General features: G+C 62.9%; 23 protein-coding genes. 16 read left to right on the forward strand and 7 right to left on the reverse strand.

The window, feature by feature from the left end:
* Positions 1–198: 198 nt before the first annotated feature.
* Entirely contained in the window at positions 199–384 is a 186-nt protein-coding gene (locus tag AC0L2A_RS31435; protein WP_023797036.1) for a YdcH family protein, read from the reverse strand.
* Positions 385–624: 240 nt separating this feature from the next.
* On the opposite strand from AC0L2A_RS31435, the gene AC0L2A_RS31440 reads away from it, so the two are divergent.
* Positions 625–828: a YdcH family protein gene (locus tag AC0L2A_RS31440; protein ID WP_023797035.1), complete on the forward strand. Its 204-nt coding sequence runs from the start codon at positions 625–627 to the stop codon at positions 826–828.
* A 33-nt stretch (positions 829–861) separates the two neighbouring features.
* Here AC0L2A_RS31440 and AC0L2A_RS31445 read toward each other — a convergent pair whose 3' ends face one another.
* Positions 862–1665 (reverse strand): IclR family transcriptional regulator, encoded by an 804-nt coding sequence (locus AC0L2A_RS31445; RefSeq protein ID WP_091593323.1) that lies wholly within the window; start codon positions 1663–1665, stop codon positions 862–864.
* Positions 1666–1788: 123 nt separating this feature from the next.
* Here AC0L2A_RS31445 and AC0L2A_RS31450 point away from each other — a divergent pair, with 123 nt between their 5' ends.
* From AC0L2A_RS31450 to AC0L2A_RS31500, 11 genes are all read left to right on the forward strand, one after another.
* Positions 1789–2664: a transporter substrate-binding domain-containing protein gene (locus tag AC0L2A_RS31450; protein WP_031254072.1), complete on the forward strand. Its 876-nt coding sequence runs from the start codon at positions 1789–1791 to the stop codon at positions 2662–2664.
* A 71-nt stretch (positions 2665–2735) separates the two neighbouring features.
* Positions 2736–3401, forward strand: a complete 666-nt coding sequence (locus tag AC0L2A_RS31455) for an amino acid ABC transporter permease (RefSeq protein ID WP_023797032.1) — start codon at positions 2736–2738, stop codon at positions 3399–3401.
* 1 nt (position 3402) lies between these two features.
* Entirely contained in the window at positions 3403–4053 is a 651-nt protein-coding gene (locus tag AC0L2A_RS31460; protein WP_077380470.1) for an amino acid ABC transporter permease, read from the forward strand.
* A 4-nt stretch (positions 4054–4057) separates the two neighbouring features.
* Positions 4058–4852, forward strand: coding sequence for an amino acid ABC transporter ATP-binding protein (locus tag AC0L2A_RS31465; protein WP_473612110.1), 795 nt, complete (start codon positions 4058–4060; stop codon positions 4850–4852).
* Positions 4853–4888: 36 nt separating this feature from the next.
* Positions 4889–5350, forward strand: a complete 462-nt coding sequence (locus tag AC0L2A_RS31470; protein ID WP_128245992.1) for a RidA family protein — start codon at positions 4889–4891, stop codon at positions 5348–5350.
* 24 nt (positions 5351–5374) lie between these two features.
* Positions 5375–6580 carry an aminotransferase class V-fold PLP-dependent enzyme gene (locus AC0L2A_RS31475; protein WP_473612111.1) on the forward strand — a complete coding sequence of 402 codons (1206 nt, stop codon included), beginning with the start codon at positions 5375–5377 and terminating at the stop codon, positions 6578–6580.
* A 104-nt stretch (positions 6581–6684) separates the two neighbouring features.
* A complete protein-coding gene (gene purE, locus AC0L2A_RS31480) occupies positions 6685–7182 on the forward strand; it encodes a 5-(carboxyamino)imidazole ribonucleotide mutase (protein ID WP_091593328.1) in 498 nt (165 codons plus the stop codon).
* Entirely contained in the window at positions 7179–8255 is a 1077-nt protein-coding gene (locus tag AC0L2A_RS31485) for a 5-(carboxyamino)imidazole ribonucleotide synthase (RefSeq protein WP_473612113.1), read from the forward strand. Before purE ends, AC0L2A_RS31485 begins: the two co-directional genes overlap by 4 nt.
* A 281-nt stretch (positions 8256–8536) precedes the next feature.
* Positions 8537–8662 carry a type B 50S ribosomal protein L36 gene (gene ykgO, locus AC0L2A_RS31490; RefSeq protein WP_006327841.1) on the forward strand — a complete coding sequence of 42 codons (126 nt, stop codon included), beginning with the start codon at positions 8537–8539 and terminating at the stop codon, positions 8660–8662.
* Between the two features lie 219 nt (positions 8663–8881).
* On the forward strand, positions 8882–9466 hold the full coding sequence (locus AC0L2A_RS31495; RefSeq protein WP_473585402.1) for a tetratricopeptide repeat protein: 585 nt from the start codon (positions 8882–8884) through the stop codon (positions 9464–9466).
* Between the two features lie 81 nt (positions 9467–9547).
* Positions 9548–10615 carry an alpha/beta fold hydrolase gene (locus tag AC0L2A_RS31500; RefSeq protein ID WP_473512232.1) on the forward strand — a complete coding sequence of 356 codons (1068 nt, stop codon included), beginning with the start codon at positions 9548–9550 and terminating at the stop codon, positions 10613–10615.
* 33 nt (positions 10616–10648) lie between these two features.
* Here AC0L2A_RS31500 and pyk read toward each other — a convergent pair whose 3' ends face one another.
* Positions 10649–12085, reverse strand: coding sequence for a pyruvate kinase (gene pyk / locus AC0L2A_RS31505; RefSeq protein ID WP_023797023.1), 1437 nt, complete (start codon positions 12083–12085; stop codon positions 10649–10651).
* Entirely contained in the window at positions 12082–12570 is a 489-nt protein-coding gene (locus AC0L2A_RS31510; protein ID WP_091593336.1) for a DUF1036 domain-containing protein, read from the reverse strand. The genes pyk and AC0L2A_RS31510 overlap by 4 nt, the downstream gene beginning before the upstream one ends.
* Before the next feature lie 245 nt (positions 12571–12815).
* Here AC0L2A_RS31510 and AC0L2A_RS31515 point away from each other — a divergent pair, with 245 nt between their 5' ends.
* The 3 genes from AC0L2A_RS31515 to AC0L2A_RS31525 all read left to right on the forward strand — a co-directional run bounded on the left by AC0L2A_RS31515 (position 12816) and on the right by AC0L2A_RS31525 (position 15327).
* Entirely contained in the window at positions 12816–13613 is a 798-nt protein-coding gene (locus AC0L2A_RS31515; protein WP_473612114.1) for an N-formylglutamate amidohydrolase, read from the forward strand.
* Positions 13614–13628: 15 nt separating this feature from the next.
* Positions 13629–13937, forward strand: a complete 309-nt coding sequence (locus AC0L2A_RS31520; RefSeq protein ID WP_473612115.1) for a DUF1244 domain-containing protein — start codon at positions 13629–13631, stop codon at positions 13935–13937.
* A gap of 193 nt (positions 13938–14130) precedes the next feature.
* A complete protein-coding gene (locus tag AC0L2A_RS31525) occupies positions 14131–15327 on the forward strand; it encodes an MFS transporter (RefSeq protein WP_473612122.1) in 1197 nt (398 codons plus the stop codon).
* Here the strand turns inward: AC0L2A_RS31525 and AC0L2A_RS31530 are convergent.
* Positions 15285–16196 (reverse strand): LysR family transcriptional regulator, encoded by a 912-nt coding sequence (locus tag AC0L2A_RS31530; protein WP_473612117.1) that lies wholly within the window; start codon positions 16194–16196, stop codon positions 15285–15287. The two genes, AC0L2A_RS31525 and AC0L2A_RS31530, sit on opposite strands and share 43 nt — an antisense overlap.
* Before the next feature lie 94 nt (positions 16197–16290).
* Between AC0L2A_RS31530 and AC0L2A_RS31535 the strand changes: the two genes are divergently transcribed.
* On the forward strand, positions 16291–17250 hold the full coding sequence (locus AC0L2A_RS31535; protein ID WP_473612118.1) for an NAD-dependent epimerase/dehydratase family protein: 960 nt from the start codon (positions 16291–16293) through the stop codon (positions 17248–17250).
* 117 nt (positions 17251–17367) lie between these two features.
* Here the strand turns inward: AC0L2A_RS31535 and AC0L2A_RS31540 are convergent, their stop codons facing one another.
* Together AC0L2A_RS31540 and AC0L2A_RS31545 are read right to left on the reverse strand one after the other, a co-directional pair.
* Positions 17368–17526, reverse strand: a complete 159-nt coding sequence (locus AC0L2A_RS31540; protein ID WP_091593346.1) for a DUF3309 family protein — start codon at positions 17524–17526, stop codon at positions 17368–17370.
* A 98-nt stretch (positions 17527–17624) separates the two neighbouring features.
* Positions 17625–17804: hypothetical protein (locus AC0L2A_RS31545; RefSeq protein ID WP_473612119.1), on the reverse strand; the 180-nt coding region annotated here is incomplete at its 5' end.

A 17804-nucleotide genomic window follows, 5' to 3' on the forward strand; every position in this document is an offset into this window, starting at 1 on the left:
CAAATCGAACCGCCGGACAAACAAGGAAACGCTCCGGCGGCATTGGTTGCCACCGGAGAAGATGGTCGGGCAAAGCGCGCACTGTCCCTGCATGACCCCGAAACCGAAAGGATTTTCGGAAAAGGATCATGCGCCAAAATCAGAAGCACGACAGCGCCCTTTGCGCGTCCAAAGGACGCGCAGCGCCGTAGATGAGCGTCAGTGCGTGGTGGGTTTCGGCTTCGCCTTCAATTTCTCAATCTCGTCCTTGAGCGCCAGCTTGCGCCGCTTGAGATTCACGATTTCGAGGTCGTCGACCGATGGATGGTTCATCGCATCATCGATTTCGCGTTCGATGTCGCCGTGTTTCCGCTGCAGCTCATCAAGATGGGATGCAAGAGACATGATTGGTTCTCCCTTTCATGGTTTCCTCGATTGCAGCCGTCAAGGCGCGTCCCACCGCAATTTCGCTTCTGTGACGGCATAATGACAGTGTGCCACTATCGGGCACCGATGTCGAATGCTGCGTGGTAGCATTCCACGACAATACGAAATGTGGTATTGGCTGCGCGCCGGTGCAAGATACCTCCGGCCTCGCCCAATCAGGCCCATTTTTGGGCGCCGCAGACGTGCAGACGGTAAATAATGTCCGAACAGGAACAGGCCGATATCCGCCTCGAATATTCTCGGCTGAAGCAAGAACACGCCGATTTCGACGCGGCGATCAACGCGATGATCGCCATGGGCTGCGACCCTCTGCAGATCCAGCGCATGAAGAAGAAAAAGCTCTTCCTGAAAGACCGGCTGATGGCGCTGGAAGACCGGATCATCCCCGACATCATCGCGTGAGCGAATCCCACTTACGGTCGCGACAAATCCTGCTCATCCCGTGATCGAAAGCCTCGCGGCGCGTTCGCGCAGCAGGGCGATGAGATCGCCGGTCTTTTCCTCGGAAGTGTCGATGGGAACCACCAGGCATATCGTCGCCTCGACCTTGCCGGCAGCTGAAAAGACCGGCGCGGCAAGGCACTTTGTATAGGCGTCGACAAGACCGGAGGTCACACAGTAGCCGGCAGCCCCGGCCGTAGCGATATCTTCTATGAAGTCGTCCAGCAGCAATCTGCGGCCATCCGGCAGGACGAGATCGTCTTCGGACACCATGTCTTCGATCACCGCCCGTTCGAAACCGGCGAGAAGCAGGCGCCCGGAAGCGGTCCAGGGAAGCGGTATCTGCAGACCCGTGGCCGAACTGATCCGGAACGGCCTGGTGCCCGGGCTTGAATGGACAATCGTGTAGCGGCCGTTTTGCAGCATGCACAATTCGGAGGTCTCGCCTGTCTCGCGCGAAAGATTGTCGACTTCCTGACGCCCTCGCCTGAGCAGGTCGTTGCCGCGCACATAGTCCATTCCGTAGAGATAAAGCTTCTTCCCGAAATAGACGCGATTGCCGTCGCCGGCCATTTCCAGCAGGCCCGCATCCACGAGCGAGCGCACAAGCGTGTAGATCGTCGAGCGCGGCGCATTCACTCCCTTGGCGAGATCACCAATCCCGATCGCTCGCTGGTTCGCATGAAGAAACTCCAGGATATGGAGCACGCGGTTGAGACCCTTCTCGCGGGAGCCCGCAATCCTGTCTTCGTCCGGACCAGCGTCCGGCCGAACTGCCAAGCCATTGCCATCTTGCATTGCTGATTCCTGGTGTTAGTATCTGTCTCGTACAGGATACATGTGTCTTTTGTAAGAGACAATCCAGCAGATTACCGATGCATGTATCGGCAAAGGGGAACACAACACGAAAAGGAGGTCGCCGTGAACGACACATCCAAAAGACGTGATTTTCTGAAACTGGCCGGGCTTGCAACGGCCGGAGTGGTGGGCGCAGCGACAACAGTCGATGTTCAGAAGGCGGCGGCGCAGGCGGCGCCGGACAGCCTGCTGCGCACCGTTCTCGATCGCGGCAAGGTGATCGTCGGCACCGGCAGCACCAACGCGCCCTGGCACTTTGAAAACGATGCCGGCGAACTGGTCGGCATGGACATCACCATGGGGCGCATTCTTGCCAAGGGACTTTTCGACGATACGACCAAGGTCGAGTTCGTCATGCAGGATCCGGCCCAGCGCATTCCGAACGTGACCACCAATAAGGTCGACATTTCGATCCAGTTCATGACCATGACCGCCCAGCGCTCGCAGCTGATCCACTTCTCCCGGCCCTATTACGTCGAAGGCATCGCCTTGCTGACCCTTCCGAACGCCGAAAACAAGACCTTCGACAAGCTGCTTGCCGGCGGTTCGGCGACGCGGGTTTCCATCCTGCAGAATGTCGATGCCGAGGCAAATGTGCACATCGTCCTGCCGGAGTCGCAGGTGATGCAGATAGACACGCAGGCCAACGTGCTGCAGGCACTGGAATCGAAACGCGTCGACGCCGCCGCCGTCGATCTGTCGACGGTTCGATGGCTCGCCTCGCGCAATCCGGACAAATACTTCGATGCCGGCAAGAGCTGGTTCTCGATGCTTTACGGCGCCGCGCTTCGGCAAGGCGACCCCGACTGGCTGACCTTCGTCAACACAACCTTCACCACCGCCATGTTCGGCCATGAGACGGCGCTCTACGACGCTGCATTCAAGGACTATTTCGGACAGGAGCCGCCGGCGCGCCATCCCGGCTTCCCGGTCATCTGATGCAAGCCGGCGGAAGGGCCGCGCCCTTCCGCCTGCTTATTGTCGACAGCCCTCGATAATGACAGGGACACATGGGCTATACCCTAAACTTCAACCTGATCTGGCGGCATTTCGACAAGCTTTGGGGCGGACTACTGCTCAGCCTCGAGCTGGCCGTGATCTCCATCGCGATCGGCATCCTCATCGGACTGCTTCTGGCGGTCTGGTACGTGTCGGCCGGGCGTGCGGTGCGGACCGTCATCGCCGCCTATGTCGAGTTCATCCGCAACGTGCCGCTGATCCTGCTCGTCTATCTCGTCTTCTACGGCCTGCCGACGGTGGTCGACATCGCCTACAGCGCGCAGACCTCGTTCATCGCCACGCTGTCGCTCTATAGCGGCGCTTATCTGGTCGAGGTGTTCCGCTCGGGGCTCGAAGCGGTTCCGCGCGGACAGCTCGACGCCGGCAAGGCGATCGGCCTGACGCCATGGCAAAGGCTGGTCCATGTGCGCCTGCCGACGATGCTGCGCATAACGCTGCCCGCGCTTTCCAACACGTTCCTGTCGCTGTTCAAGGACACGTCCGTTGCGTCGGTCATTTCGGTGCCCGAACTCACCTACGGCGCCCAGTGGATCAACTTCAACACCTTCCGCATCGTCGAGGTCTACCTTGTGGTGACGGCAATGTATCTCTTGACCGGCTACGCGCTTCTTTTTGCACTTCGGCTTGTCGAGCGCCGGTTCAGGGCGGCGCACTAGGATGCTTGGCCAGATCGCCTATGCCTTGCCCTTCCTGGCCCAGGGTTTTGCCGTGACGCTATGGGTGTCGCTGCTGGTCGTGGTGTTGTCGCTCGTCGCCGGCGTGATGATGGGCGTCGGCCTTGTCTATGGCCCGGCTCCGCTGCGCTGGGCAGTGCGCATTTTCAGCGATACCATTCGCGGCATTCCGATCCTGGTGCTCATCTTCTTCGTCTATTACGGCCTGCCTGCCGTCGGCCTCCATCTGGAATCCTTCTGGGCAGCCGTGCTGGCGCTCACCCTGTTCAAGACGGCGCAGGTCATCGAGTATCTGCGCGGTGCGGTCGGTTCCATACCGAAGGGGCAGTCCGAAGCGGCGATGGCGATCGGGCTGACCTTTCGCCAGCGACTGGCCTACGTCATCTTCCCGCAAGCGTTCAGGCGTTTCCTGCCGCCATGGATCAATGGCGTCACCGATGCGGTGAAGGGCAGCGCGCTGGTCTCGCTGCTCGGCATCACCGACCTGATGCATGCCATCAACCAGGTCATCGGCCGCACCTACGAAGCGATGCCGCTCTACATCCTCGGCGCGGTCATCTACTTCGCCGTCAATTACGCGCTCTCCCTGGCCAGCCGACGGTTGGAGCGGCGTTTCTCCTTCATCCGGGAATAGCAAGATGCCCATCGCCACGCCCGCCAATCCGGCGCTTCTCGATGTCTCCGAGGTTTCCAAATCCTTTGGATCCGTCGCGGTCCTGCGCTCCGTCAGCCTGCAGGTGACGCGCGGCGAGGTGGTGACTGTCATCGGGCCTTCCGGCAGCGGCAAGACCACGCTGCTGCGCTGCGTCAACTTCCTGGAGAGCTACGACAGCGGCTCCATCCGCATCGACGGCAAGGAGGTCGGCTTCCGCGACACGGGAACACGCCAGCGCCGCAGCGAGCGTGACCTGGCGAAGATGCGGGCCGAAACCGGGATGGTGTTCCAGAGTTTCAATCTGTTTCCGCATCTGACGGCGGCCGGCAACATCATGCTTGGCCTGCGCAAGGTGCGCGGCAAGAGCAGTACCGAGGCCCGCGCCATTGCCGAGCACTGGCTCGGCCGGGTCGGCCTTGCCCACAAGGCCGACAGCCTGCCGGCCGAGCTTTCCGGCGGCCAGCAGCAGCGCGTCGGCATTGCCCGCGCGGTGGCGATGGAGCCGAAAATCCTGCTTCTCGACGAGATAACCTCCGCGCTCGACCCGGAACTCGTCGGCGAGGTGCTCGAGGTCGTACGCAGCCTGGCCGAGGACGGCATGACGATGGTGATGGTCACGCACGAGATGGCCTTTGCCCGCGATGCCTCGAGCCGCATCATCTTCATGGCAGATGGCGGCGTCAGCGCCGCAGGCCCGCCCGCCGAGATTCTGGGCGCGGAGATCGACAATGAGCGTCTCCGCAGTTTCCTGGCGCGGTTTCGTGCCTCGCAATTCTGACATCGGACGGCGAAAGCTGTCGCAAGGAGCCTTTTCATGACGCCTTACATCCGGCTCGCCGAATTGGGCCTGACGCTGCCCGAGCCGCCGACGCCGATCGCCAACTTCGTCACCCATGCCGAAAGCGGACGGCTGATCTTCCTCTCCGGCCAAGGCCCGTTGCGCGCCGACGGCACGCTTTGCACCGGCAAGGTCGGCGAGGACGTCACGGTTGAAGAGGCCTATAAGCATGCCCGTCTCACCGGCCTGAACCTGCTCGCCGTCATGCACGCTGCGGCAGGCGACCTCGGCCGTATCGTGCGTGTCGTCAAGCTGCTTGGCTTCGTCAACGCGATCCCGACCTTCAGCGACCATCCGCAGGTGGTGAATGGCTGTTCCGATCTTTTCGCCGCTGTCTTTGATAGTATCGGCGGGCACGCCCGTTCGGCGATCGGTGTCGGCTCCCTGCCGGGCAACATCACCGTGGAAATCGAGGCGGTCGTCGAGATCGCCGCCTGAAATCTACCAATGGGACCTCCAGAGATGAAAACCTATTCCGCAAACGGCTCCAACACGACAATCCGCGAACGGCTCGGCCTTCGCCCGATCATCAATGTCTCCGGCACGATGACGGCGCTCGGCGCCTCGATCATCGTCCCGGAAGCGATCGCCGCCATGTCGGAAATCGCCTCGCAATGGGTGGAGATGGACGATCTGCAGCGCGCCGCAAGCACGATCGTCGCACGCCTCACCGGCGGCGAGGCCGGCTTCGTCACGGCGTGCTGCGCCAGCGGCATCACCATGGCGATTGCCGGCACGATGACCGGCACCAACCTTCTGGCGATCGAGCGGCTACCGGACGACACCGAGGGCCTCAAGTCCGAGGTCATCGTCCAGCTCGGCCACATCGTCAATTACGGCGCGCCGATCGACCAGTCGATCCGGCTCGCCGGGGCAAGGACCGTACCGGCCGGTACGGTCAGCGTGACGCAGGATTATCATGTGCGCGAGGCGATCCGCGACCGCACCGCAGCAGGCCTCTATGTCGTTGCCCATCACACGGTGCAATACGGCATGCTCTCGCTCGAGGAGTTCTGCGAGATCTGCCACGCCAAGGGCGTCCCGGTGATCGTCGACGCCGCCTCTGAATACGATTTGCGCGGCTTTCTCGCACGCGGCGCCGACATCGTCGTCTACAGCGGACACAAATTTCTCTCGGGACCGACAAGCGGCATCGTCACCGGGCGAAAGGATCTGGTGCGCGCCGCCTATCTGCAGAACCGTGGCGTTGCGCGGGCGATGAAGGTCGGCAAGGAAAGCATTGCCGGCGCCATGGCCGCACTGGAGGCCTGGGAGCGGCGCGATCATGCCGGCATCCGCAAGCGGGAAGAAGCGGCGCTCGATCTGTGGAAGGACGCATTGCAGGGCATGCCGGGCATCGCCGCGCATGTCATTCCCGATCCGACCGGCAATCCGCTCGACCGCCTGCAGGTGTTTGTTGCGCCCGAAAGCGGATTCACCGCCGCCGGCCTTGCCTCGGCGCTGGCGGCCGTTTCGCCTCCCATTATCGTGCGCAACCACGAGGTCGAGCGCGGGCATTTCTTCCTCGACCCGTGCAATCTCCATCCCGGCGAGGCGGAAATCGTCGCCGAACGCCTGCGGGCCGTGTTGAGCGCCGCCGAGCGTCCGGCGGATGCGATGAAGTCGGCCCGCAAGGATAGCGCCGGCGCCTTGCGCTGGCCGGATTAGGTAATGATGGCGCCTCGCGCCAGAACGCTTGCGCAGAGGCAGCGCATCCTTGCCGTCGGACCCGAATTCCGCTAAGGCGCGCCTTTGCCGCCGGGAGCAGAAGCTTGGACGATCAACGTGCCGACGTCGCCATCATCATGGGCAGCCAGTCCGACTGGGCGACGATGCGCCACGCCGCCGAAACGCTGGAGGCGCTGGGCATCCCGCACAAGCGGCTGATCGTCTCGGCTCATCGCACCCCCGACCGGCTCTATGACTTCGCCAAGGGCGCCAAGGCGGCCGGCTTTCGGGTGATCATCGCCGGCGCCGGCGGTGCGGCACACCTGCCCGGCATGACGGCGGCGATGACGCCGCTCCCGGTTTTTGGCGTGCCGGTGGAATCGAAGGCGCTTTCCGGACAGGACTCGCTGCTCTCCATCGTGCAGATGCCGGCCGGCATTCCGGTCGGCACGCTGGCCATCGGCAAGGCGGGCGCCACCAATGCCGCCCTTCTGGCTGCGGCCGTGCTGGCGCTGACCGACGAAAAGCTCGCCGCCCGGCTCGATGCCTGGCGCGCCGCCCAGACCGCCAAGGTCGCCGCCGAGCCCACGGACACGCCATGAGCCTGGCCGCCGGATCGACCATCGGCATCATCGGCGGAGGCCAGCTCGGCCGCATGCTGGCGATGGCCGCGGCGCGCCTCGGCTACCGCACGGTCGTGCTGGAGCCGCAGCCGGATTGTCCGGCGGCACAGGTCGCCAACCGGCAGATCACTGCCGCTTATGACGACACGGCCGCGCTCGCCGAACTGGCTGCAGTCAGCGCCGTCGTCACCTACGAGTTCGAGAACGTTCCGGTCATGGCCGCCAGCGCGCTTGCCATCACGGTCCCGGTCTACCCGCCGGCGCGCGCGCTGGAAGTAGCGCAGGACCGGGTGGCGGAGAAGAAGTTCCTCAACGGCATCGGCATTCCCACCGCGGATTTCTGCCCCGTCGACAATGACGACGAATTGACGGCGGCGCTGAAAAAGTTCAACGGCAGCGGCATATTGAAGACGCGACGCATGGGCTATGACGGCAAGGGCCAGCGCGTCTTCCGCAATATGGAAACGGGGGGCTTTGCCGGCACCTGCGAGGCGATGGGCAACGTGCCGCTGATCCTCGAATCCTTCGTCGCCTTCGAACGCGAGATTTCGGTGATCGCGGCGCGCGGCATGGACGGTTCGCTCGCCGCCTACGATCCGGCAGAAAACGTCCACCGCAGCGGCATCCTGCACAGCTCGACCCTGCCGGCCAGGATAGGGTCCGAAACCGCCGCTGCAGCGCAGGCGGCGGCAGCAGAAATACTTGCCGCGCTCGACTATGTCGGCGTCATCGGCATCGAGTTCTTTGTCCTTGCCGACGGCGCGCTGCTGGCCAATGAGATCGCGCCGCGCGTTCACAATTCCGGCCACTGGACGGAAGCCGCCTGCATCGTCTCGCAGTTCGAGCAGCACATTCGCGCCGTCGCCGGCCTGCCGCTGGGAAATCCTGGCCGCCATTTTGACTGCGTCATGGAAAACCTGGTCGGCGACGATATCCTGCGCATCCCGGCCCTGCTCGCCGAGCCCGATCTGATGCTGCATCTCTATGGCAAGGCCGAGGCACGCCCCGGCCGCAAGATGGGCCATTTTACGCGAATGAGCCGCTGCCGTTGAGGCTATTCGACGGCGCCGCTCTAAAGCGCGTCGCATTTGACCGGCCTCACGCGACGCGCTTTAGGTTGTTGTTTTATGCATGTCGTTATCGCAAAACCGCAGCACACTTTTACGCGACATGCATTAATGCCGTCGACAGGGCAGAAACTCAAACTCCGCCACATGCTTGGTTGACACGGGCAAGGCTCCTCGTTTATGAGCCACGCACAAGTTGAGAGGCGCGCTTTCCGAGCGCGCCTTAATAATTCGGCCCAAGCGGGCCCAGACCGACGGGCAAGACCATGAAGATCAAGAATTCGCTCAAGGCGCTCAAGGCGCGTCACCGCGACAACCAGTTGGTTCGCCGCAAGGGCCGCGTGTACATCATCAACAAGACCGCTCCGCGCTACAAGGCGCGCCAGGGCTGAGTCTTTTCGCGTTGGGGGCGCCTGCCTCCGCGCCTGCATGATGTACCGCATCGACCCAAAAATCGGAATCGATTTTCGGAAGGTACGATGCCAGGAATTCAAAATGCTGGAGCGTCCTTTACGCGTCCAAAAGGGAGCGCGGCGCTCTAATACCGGCCTGCCGGCCCTTTCACGCTAAATTCAGTTTGACGATCCGCTGTCCGGGGTTAGATTCCGGTCATGCGGATTCATTTTGCATTCTTCGCGGCGCTTTTTCTTTTCGGTGTCGCCCCGCTTCCGGCTCAAGCGGAAGACCCGGTCACCCCTCCGGTTGCCGCGACCAGGGAGGAAAGGCTCGACCAGCTGTTTGTCGACCTGAAGCGCGAGCGCAATGAAAAAGCCGCCGAGCGCATCGCGGCGCGCATCTCGCACGAGTGGTCGCAATCCGGCAGCGCCTCGATCGACCTGATGATGCAATGGTCGCAAAAGGCGGCCGAAGACAAGAAGTTCGACGTGGCGCTCGACTTCCTCGACCAGGTGGTGACGTTGCAACCGGCCTATGCCGAAGGCTGGAACCGGCGCGCCACCGTACATTTCATGATGAATAACTTTGGGAAATCGATGGCGGACATCGACCGCACGCTGCAGCTCGAGCCGCGCCATTTTGGCGCGCTGTCCGGCCTGGCGCAGATCATGGCGGTAACCGGCCACAAGCAGTCGGCGCTGGAAGCCTGGCAGCGCGTGCTCAGCATCTATCCGATGATGCGCAGTGCCCAGGATCAGGTCGGCACGCTTTCCGAAGAACTTGCCGGCGAAGGGATATGAGGTTGGCGGACAAATCCACTTGAGTGAAAGTCTTTTTAGCTAGACTGTGAACTAATTTCGCTCCGGTCCGTACCTCTCTCCATGAACCCGATCTACGCCGCGCTCGCCTTCCTCCTGGCGCTTGTGTTCACCCTTGCAGGTGTCACCCGCGCCGGTTCATGGCTGATCGAGCGCCGCAATCCGCCGATCGGCGACTTCGCGGATATAAACGGTGCCCGCATCCACTACGTTCACATTCCGGCGCGGGAAAACGCCGAACTGCCGCCGATCGTCTTTATCCACGGCGCCAGCGCCAATCTCAGGGATCAGATGCTGCCGTTGAGGCCCTTGCTGGAAGGCCGTGCCGAGATGCTGTTCTTCGACCGCCCGGGTGCAGGCTGGTCGGCGCGCGGCCCCGGCAACAACGAGACCCCATCGGCACAGGCCAGCACCATCGCAGCGCTGATGGACCATCTCGGCATCAGGAAAGCCATCATCGCCGGCCATTCCTTCGGCGGCTCGGTGACCACCGCCTTCGGCCGCGAGCATCCCGACAAGACGCTCGGCCTGGTGTTCATGGCGCCTGCCACCCATCCCTGGCCGGGCGGCGCGACCGCCTGGTACTACAATTTGACAACCATTCCGATCGTCGGCCGGCTTTTTTCCGAAACGCTGACCTATCCGTCGGGAACGCTGCAGATGAATGCCGCCACCGCCTGCGTCTTTGCCCCCAACAAGGTGCCGGACTTCTATGTCGCCGAGGTCGCGATCCCGCTGGTGCTTCGGCCGAACGCCTTTCGTGCCAACGCCACCGATGTCGCCGGGCTTTATCGCTACACGCTCGATGCCGCACCGCACTACCGCGATATCAAGGCGCCGACTGTGGTCATCTCGGGCGACCGCGACAAGGTGGTCTATGCAACGATCCATTCGGTCGGCCTCGTCCGCGATATCGCCGGGGCCGAACTGGTCTGGGTCCGCAATCTCGGCCACAAGCCAGACTGGATAGCACCCGATCTCGTTGTCGGCGCGATCGAAAAGGTCGCCGGCAGGGACGTGGACCTCCAGGCAATGGCGAAGGCCGTGGAAATCAGGATTGCCGGCGACACCTACGGTGCCGGCAAATGCGCCGACATCAAAGCGCCGGAAGCCGAACTCGCGCCAATTTAGAGCAACCGAAATTATTCGAAGCGACGGCCAAGCCTAGCGGCGGGCCTGCACGTCCGATCCGACATAGGCGATGCGCAGCATGTTGGTGGAGCCGGGCGTCCTCAACGGCACGCCGGCCGTGATGATGACCCGGTCGCCGGGCTTGCCGAACCCTTCATCCAAAGCGATGCGGCAGGCGCGGTCGACCATATCGTCGAGGTCGATGGCGTCGGGCGAGACGACGCAATGCGTGCCCCACAAAAGCGATAGCCGCCGCGCCGTGTTGACGATCGGCGACAGGGCGACGATCGGCACCTGCGGCCGCTCGCGCGCGGCGCGCAGGCCGGTCGTGCCGGACGCCGTATAGCTGATGATCGCCGACAGTTTCAGCGTCTCGGCGATTTCGCGGGCGGCAAGCGAAATGGCGTCGGCGCCGGTCGCTTCCGGCTCCGAGCGCTGCGCATTGATGATGCCGGCATAGGTCGGGTCGGTTTCGACCTTGCTGGCGATGCGGTTCATCATCGCCACCGCCTCGACCGGGTAGGCGCCGGCCGCGGATTCGGCCGAGAGCATGATGGCGTCGGCGCCTTCGAACACGGCGATCGAGACGTCCGACACCTCGGCGCGGGTCGGCACCGGCGCGGTGATCATCGATTCCAGCATCTGCGTGGCGATCACCACCGGCTTGCCGGCGCGGCGCGCGGCGCGGGTGATCTGCTTCTGGATGCCGGGCACGGCTTCGAGCGGCATTTCGACGCCGAGATCGCCGCGGGCTACCATCAGTGCGTCCGAAAGTTCGATGATCTCGGCCAGCCTGGCGACGGCTTGCGGCTTTTCGATCTTGGCCATGATCAGCGCCCGGCCGCGCGCGATCTTGCGCGCTTCCGCCAGATCCTCCGGCCGCTGCACGAACGACAGCGCCACCCAGTCGACGCCGGTGGCCAGCACAGCATCGAGATCGCTGCGGTCCTTTTCGGTCAGCGCGCCGACCGGCAGGTCGGTGTCGGGCAGGCTGACGCCCTTCTTGTCGGAGATGCTGGTGCCGGCGACGACGGTGCAGACGATCGCCTGTCCGTCGCTCTCCACCGCCTTCAGCTCGAGCTTGCCGTCGTCGATCAAAAGACGGTGACCGGCCTCGACCGATCTCAGGATTTCCGGATGGGGCAGATAGACCCTGGTCGAGTTGCCGGGCTCGGGATTGTCGTCGAGCGTGAAGGTCTGGCCGAGTGTCAGCGTCTCCTTGCCGTTGGCAAACTTGCCGACCCGAAGCTTGGGTCCCTGCAGGTCGGCGAGAATGCCGATCGGCCGGCCGACCGCTTTCTCGACGGTGCGGATGCGACCGACAAGTGTGCGCATCAATTCATGATCGGTGTGGCTCATATTGATGCGAAACACGTCGGCGCCGGCTTCGAAAAGCTTCTTCAGCATGTCCTCGGAGGAGGAGGCCGGACCGATGGTGGCGAGTATCTTGACCTTGCGGCTGCGTCTCATTGACTGTTTGTTCCCGGAGCGGCTGGAACGCCCCCCGTTGCGGGGTCATCGGTCAGCTGGACCATCCAGCTTGCCTGCTCGCCCGTGTCATATTCCTGGAATCCGGCGCGCTGGAAGCCCCGGGCGACGCAATCGCTAACGCCGGCGATCTTGAACTCTTTTTCGGCCACGCACATGTTGATCGGACCATCCCAGCGCCCGCCGCGCTCGGCGTCTTCTGCATAAAGATAGTAAAATCTTGATGACAGCGGGCCCTCGATCAGCGTCTTGCAGCTCGAACCCTCGATGTGCCACCAGCCTTCGGTGATCCAGCCGGCCTTGGCGCGATAGCCGATGCCGACGCCGACCAGGTTCTGCGTGGCGTTGCAGACACGGAAATCGGCGCGCGCCGGCGAGGCAGCAACCATCGCGGCGAGGCCAACGGCAAAGGTCAGGAGCGGCATGGCGAAGGCATAACGCACACGCGGCCTGCCGGCGGAACCCATCCTGAAACCTCTCAAGAACCACATTTGCATCTCTCAACGCCCCTTTTCGGAAAAGTCCGGGCGCATGTCAACGCGCCCTTCCGCTCAATTCCAATCGATTTAGAAAGGCTCCGGCGCACGGTCTGTCGCCTTCCGCCAGATTTCCGCAGAAACCGTGGCCAAACGACGGCATTGCGTAATCGTCCCCTTCGTGGAAAGACGATACCATCCTCCCTGGAAGCCAGCGAACAGACCATTTCCCGCCGATGACCCGATCCACAGTTTTCGCGCCTTTCGACGTCGTCGAAGGCGACCGCAAGCGAGGCATCGTGCTCCTGGCCGATCACGCCCGTCGCGACCTGCCGGAAGAGTATGGCAGCCTTGGCCTGCCGGCGGCGGAATTCGACCGCCATATCGCTTACGACATCGGTGTCGAGTCGGTGACGCGCGAACTGGCCGCTTTGCTCGGCGTGCCGGCGGTACTCGCCAATTTTTCGCGGCTTCTGATCGATCCCAATCGCGGCGAAGACGATCCGACATTGATCCGCCAACTTTATGACGGCACCGTCATTTCGGGGAATTATCCACTTACCTTGAAAGAACGTGAAAGGCGGCTCGACCGCTTCTATCGACCCTATCACGATGCGGTCGGCGCCATGATCGCCTCGGTGGCGCAGGCTTGCGCAAACGCCCCCTTTATCCTTTCGGTGCATTCCTTCACCCCGTTCATGCAGGGGTTCGTGCGCCCTTGGCATGTTGGCATCTTGTGGGATCGCGACGACCGGGTGGCGCGACCGCTGATCGACATGCTTGCGAAGGACAAAAGCCTTATCGTCGGCGACAATGAGCCCTACGACGGCGCGCTGCGCGGCGACACCATGTTCAGGCATGCCATCGTCAACGGCTTCGCCCATGCGCTGATCGAAATCCGTCAGGACCTGATCACCGATCGGCAGGATGCGGTCACCTGGGCCGAACGGCTGGCGGCGATCGTTGACGCGATCGATCGCCGTCCCGATATACATCGGGTCAAACGATTCGGCTCGCGCACCGGGCCGCTCTAAGGAGGCCAAGAACACATGACCGAACTCAGCGACGAGCAGAAACGCGATTTCGAAGCCGCCGCCTTCCGCCGACTGGTCGCGCATCTGCGTGAACGCACTGACGTGCAGAACATCGACCTGATGAACCTCGCCGGCTTCTGCCGCAATTGCCTCTCCAACTGGTATCGCGATGCCGCGGAGGCCGAGGGTTTCGATCTCAGCAAGGACCAGTCGCGCGAGATCATCTACGGCATGCCCTATGCCGAATGGCAGGCGCTCAACCAGACCGACGCCTCCAATGCCAAGAAGGCTGAGTTCGAGGCAAGACGCCCCAGGGATCACTAAGGCCACGATCCCGAAAAGTGGAAACCGGTTTTCGGATAAGATCGTGGTCGAACAAAGCCCGACCAGATCGGCTTCATCAACCTGGGTTCAAGCGAGCCGTTTGGCCCAAGCACTTTCAAGAACGAGCACTTGACTGCAAATTGAATCGATCTAATTTGCCACGCGAAGCCATTTTCGGACCGGATTCTACATGATGGACACGCTAAACCGCATGCAGGCCGCCATTCGTGGACGATGGGCCGTGGCGGCCATCTTCCTGGCCAATGGCTTTCTGACCGGCGCATGGGCGCCGCAGATCCCTGTGGTGCTGACCCGGCTGGATATCAGCAAGTTCACGCTTGGCCTGCTGATCCTGCTGTTCGGCGCCGGCGCGGTCACAGCGATGACCTGGTGCGGCCACCTGATCTCCAGGCATGGGTCGCGCACCGTGCTGCGCTGGTTCGGTCTCATCGGCAGCTTCGGCCTGCTGGTTGTGGCGCTGGCTCCCAACGTGCCGCTGGCGGCCATCGCCATGTTCATCTTTGGCGGTTCGATCGGCGGCATGGATGTCGCCATGAACGCCAATGCGGTCACGGTGGAACGGCGCTTGTCCCGGGCCATCATGTCGTCCTCGCACGGCTTCTGGAGTCTTGGCGGTTTCGCCGGCGGCGCTCTCGGTGGCCTCGCCATCCAGAATTACGGGCATCTCGCCCATGCGACGGTGGTGACGGCTCTCGCTTTCGCTGTGATTGCAGTGGCAGTCCGCTACCTGATCGCCGAGGACAAGCCAGTCCAAGCATCCTCGGGGGTAATCGGGCATCGCAAGTTCGCGCTGCCTGGAAATCCGCTGGTCTATCTGGTCGGGCTGATGGCGCTGATGACGATGATCTCCGAGGGTGCGGTGCTCGACTGGGCAGCGCTTTACCTGCAACAGGAACTCGGCACCGACCTCGCCGTAGCTGGTTTGGCCTACGCCGCTTTTTCCGGCGTCATGGCCGTCATGCGCTTCGTTGGCGACGGGGTCCGCAACCGTTTCGGCGCCGTGACGACACTGCGCGTTTCGGCGCTTGTCGCCGCTGCCGGCATGCTGGTGGCGGGTATGGCGCCCTCGCCCTGGCTCGCCATCTCAGCTTTTGCCTTTTGCGGCTTCGGCATCGCCAATATGGTGCCGATCCTGTTTTCGGCCGGCGGCAACCAGGAAGGCATGTCGTCCGGCACCGGCATGAGCGTCGTCACCACAATGGGCTATTCCGGCATTCTGGTGGCGCCGTCGGCAATCGGCTTCATCGCCGAGCATTCAAGCTTCGGTCCGATCTTCATCGCTTTGTCGGGACTGCTGGTCGTCGTATTCTTGATGGCCGGGCTCGCTCACCGCGCCGAATTCGCGCCTGACGCGGCCCCGGCCGAATAGCGCTTCAACTCCTCATAGAGGAAATCCGCGACACGGCGGACGCGCACGCTGGTGCGCACGTCGCGGTGCATGGCCAGCCATACCGGAAGCGTCGGCAGCCCGAGGCCCGGCAGCACTGTCTCCACCAGCGGATCGCGGTCGGCCAGCGGCTCCTGGCCAAAGCCGATGCCGTTTCCCGACCGCACCGCCTCCCACAGCACAATTTGGTTGTCGGTCCTGAAGCGGAAGGCATTGCGGGTGAGCGGGACACCGAATTGGGCAAAGCCGCGAATGATCTCATCGCTGCGGTCGAAGCCGATCAGGTCGTGGCCGGCAAGATCGCCGGGTTCGCGCGGACGGCCACGCCGGTCGAGATAGGATTTTGCCGCGCAGGCGCGGAGCGGAATGTCTGCCACCTTGCGCGCCACCAGCTCGTTCTGGGCCGGCTTGACCATGCGGATAGCGATGTCGGCATCGCGGCGCAAAAGATTCTCGACCTGGTTCGACGCGACGATCTCGACCTCGATGCCGGGCTCCTCGGCGCCCAGCCGCGCCGTCATCTCTGGCAGGACATAGGCCGCCACCACCTCGCTGGCGGCAATGCGCACTGTGCCCTCGATCGCCTCGACCGATCCCAGCGCCAACAGCGAAAAGGCGCTCGCCTGCTCGCTCACCGCCCGGCCGCGTTCATAGAGCGTACTGCCGGCTTCTGTCAGGGCGTAGCCGCGCCGCCCGCGCCGGAACAGGGTGACGCCGAGCGCCTGCTCCAGCTCGGCGATATGGCGGCCGAGCGTCGGCTGGCTTGCAGCCAGCTTGCGCGCGGCAGCGGACAGGCTGCCGGTTTCCGCCACGGTGACGAAACTCTTGATCAGATTCCAGTCGATTTCCATTCAAAACTGAATATCATGTCGCCAGATTCAGTCAATTTCCATTCGTTTGCGGGCGGATCATATTGTGACCGTAACGCAAACACGGAAACGAAACATGACCAAGATCGCAATTCTGGGGGCCAATGGCCGGCTCGGCCGCGTGGTTGCCAAGGCCTTCATCGACGCCGGCTATGATGTCCGCGCCATCACCCGCAGCGGCAAGATAACGGCAGAACTCATCGGCTCGGCGACCGTCGCCGGCGACGGGCTCGATCGCGAAGCGCTTATCCGCGCCACCGAAGGCGTCGACATCATCTTCAACGGCCTCAACCCGATCTACACCGACTGGGGCAAGTGCCTGCCGATGGCCGAGAACGTCATGGCCGCGTGCCGGGCGAACCACGCATTGCACCTCGCTCCCGGCAGCGTTTACAATTACGGCTCGCCGATGCCGGCGGTCATCACCGAAGACACGCCATTCCACCCGACGACGGAAAAGGGCCGCATCCGCGTCGCCATGGAAGACCTCTTTCGCCGCGAGGCCGAAGCCGGCCGAGTTCGCACCATTCTGCTGCGAGCCGGCGATTTCTTCGGCGGCACCGGCACCGGATCGTGGTTCGATCTGATGGTGGCCGCCAAGATGGACAAGGGCGTCTATACCGCCCCCGGGCCGGCCGATCTCCTGCATGGATGGGCCTATCTGCCTGATATGGCCAAGGCTTTCGTCGGACTGACTGAGAATCTCGACAAGCTCGGCGCCTACGAGGCGCTGAACTTTCCCGGCCACGCCGTTACCGATCTGGAGATCAAGGCCGCCGCGGAGCAGGCGCTCGGGCGCACGTTGAAACTGACGTCGATGCCGTGGTGGATGTTGCGCGCCGGCAGTCCGTTCGTGGCGATGTGGCGTGAGCTCGTCTCGATGTCCTATCTCCGCTTCGAGCCACACCAGTTGGTCTCGGCAAGACTGGAAGGCATCCTCGGCACGATCCCGCATACGCCGCTGGATAGGGCGGTGGCAGAAGCCCTCGATGATATCGGTGTGGCCACGATTGATGGCGTTTCGAAAGCTGCCTGAAAACGTGCGTTTCGAACCGAAGGCTCGGAAAGGACCATGCGCAAAATCAAATGCTACAGCGCTGTGAGTCCAAAAGGACGCGCAGCGCTGTAGCATTCGTGCACACCAAACTCCGGGTCAAATCCTGCCCATCAGCAGCAACACCAGCAGCACGATCAGGATGACGCCGACGATGCCGGAGGGACCATAACCCCAGGAACGCGAATGAGGCCATGCCGGCACCGCGCCGATCAGAATAAGGATCAGAATGATGATGAGAATGGTGCTGAGCGTCATGAGAAACTCCCCGCGTTGAGGCATTGCATGACAGGACAATGCAAAAGGCCGCTGGGTTGTTCCCGGCGGCCTTTTCTACCTGGGCTGAAGGGAGCGACCTATTCGGCGGCCTTCGGGAAGTCGATCGCCGGCTCGTCGAGCAAGCCCGGCCCTGCGGAGGTCTCCATAGTCGCATCGGCTGGCGTTCCGCGCCGGAACACCCGACGGAAGAATGCATAGAAGCGGCTGTTCTTGCTGCGCGTGAACACCATCAGCATCGACGGTGTCACCACCAGAGT

The sequence above is a fragment of the Mesorhizobium sp. WSM4844 genome, from assembly GCF_055811775.1.

Coding starts and splice junctions, on each gene's coding strand:
- pyk (WP_023797023.1), bottom strand. CDS start 12,085: ATGAGACGCAGCCGCAAGGTCAAGATACTCGCCACCATCGGTCCGGCC.
- AC0L2A_RS31535 (WP_473612118.1), top strand. CDS start 16,291: ATGACCAAGATCGCAATTCTGGGGGCCAATGGCCGGCTCGGCCGCGTG.
- AC0L2A_RS31465 (WP_473612110.1), top strand. CDS start 4,058: ATGCCCATCGCCACGCCCGCCAATCCGGCGCTTCTCGATGTCTCCGAG.
- AC0L2A_RS31460 (WP_077380470.1), top strand. CDS start 3,403: ATGCTTGGCCAGATCGCCTATGCCTTGCCCTTCCTGGCCCAGGGTTTT.
- AC0L2A_RS31530 (WP_473612117.1), bottom strand. CDS start 16,196: ATGGAAATCGACTGGAATCTGATCAAGAGTTTCGTCACCGTGGCGGAA.
- AC0L2A_RS31475 (WP_473612111.1), top strand. CDS start 5,375: ATGAAAACCTATTCCGCAAACGGCTCCAACACGACAATCCGCGAACGG.
- AC0L2A_RS31455 (WP_023797032.1), top strand. CDS start 2,736: ATGGGCTATACCCTAAACTTCAACCTGATCTGGCGGCATTTCGACAAG.
- AC0L2A_RS31495 (WP_473585402.1), top strand. CDS start 8,882: ATGCGGATTCATTTTGCATTCTTCGCGGCGCTTTTTCTTTTCGGTGTC.
- AC0L2A_RS31485 (WP_473612113.1), top strand. CDS start 7,179: ATGAGCCTGGCCGCCGGATCGACCATCGGCATCATCGGCGGAGGCCAG.
- AC0L2A_RS31515 (WP_473612114.1), top strand. CDS start 12,816: ATGACCCGATCCACAGTTTTCGCGCCTTTCGACGTCGTCGAAGGCGAC.
- AC0L2A_RS31445 (WP_091593323.1), bottom strand. CDS start 1,665: ATGCAAGATGGCAATGGCTTGGCAGTTCGGCCGGACGCTGGTCCGGAC.
- AC0L2A_RS31435 (WP_023797036.1), bottom strand. CDS start 384: ATGTCTCTTGCATCCCATCTTGATGAGCTGCAGCGGAAACACGGCGAC.
- ykgO (WP_006327841.1), top strand. CDS start 8,537: ATGAAGATCAAGAATTCGCTCAAGGCGCTCAAGGCGCGTCACCGCGAC.
- AC0L2A_RS31520 (WP_473612115.1), top strand. CDS start 13,629: ATGACCGAACTCAGCGACGAGCAGAAACGCGATTTCGAAGCCGCCGCC.
- AC0L2A_RS31500 (WP_473512232.1), top strand. CDS start 9,548: ATGAACCCGATCTACGCCGCGCTCGCCTTCCTCCTGGCGCTTGTGTTC.
- AC0L2A_RS31510 (WP_091593336.1), bottom strand. CDS start 12,570: ATGGGTTCCGCCGGCAGGCCGCGTGTGCGTTATGCCTTCGCCATGCCG.
- AC0L2A_RS31540 (WP_091593346.1), bottom strand. CDS start 17,526: ATGACGCTCAGCACCATTCTCATCATCATTCTGATCCTTATTCTGATC.
- AC0L2A_RS31440 (WP_023797035.1), top strand. CDS start 625: ATGTCCGAACAGGAACAGGCCGATATCCGCCTCGAATATTCTCGGCTG.
- AC0L2A_RS31470 (WP_128245992.1), top strand. CDS start 4,889: ATGACGCCTTACATCCGGCTCGCCGAATTGGGCCTGACGCTGCCCGAG.
- AC0L2A_RS31525 (WP_473612122.1), top strand. CDS start 14,131: ATGGACACGCTAAACCGCATGCAGGCCGCCATTCGTGGACGATGGGCC.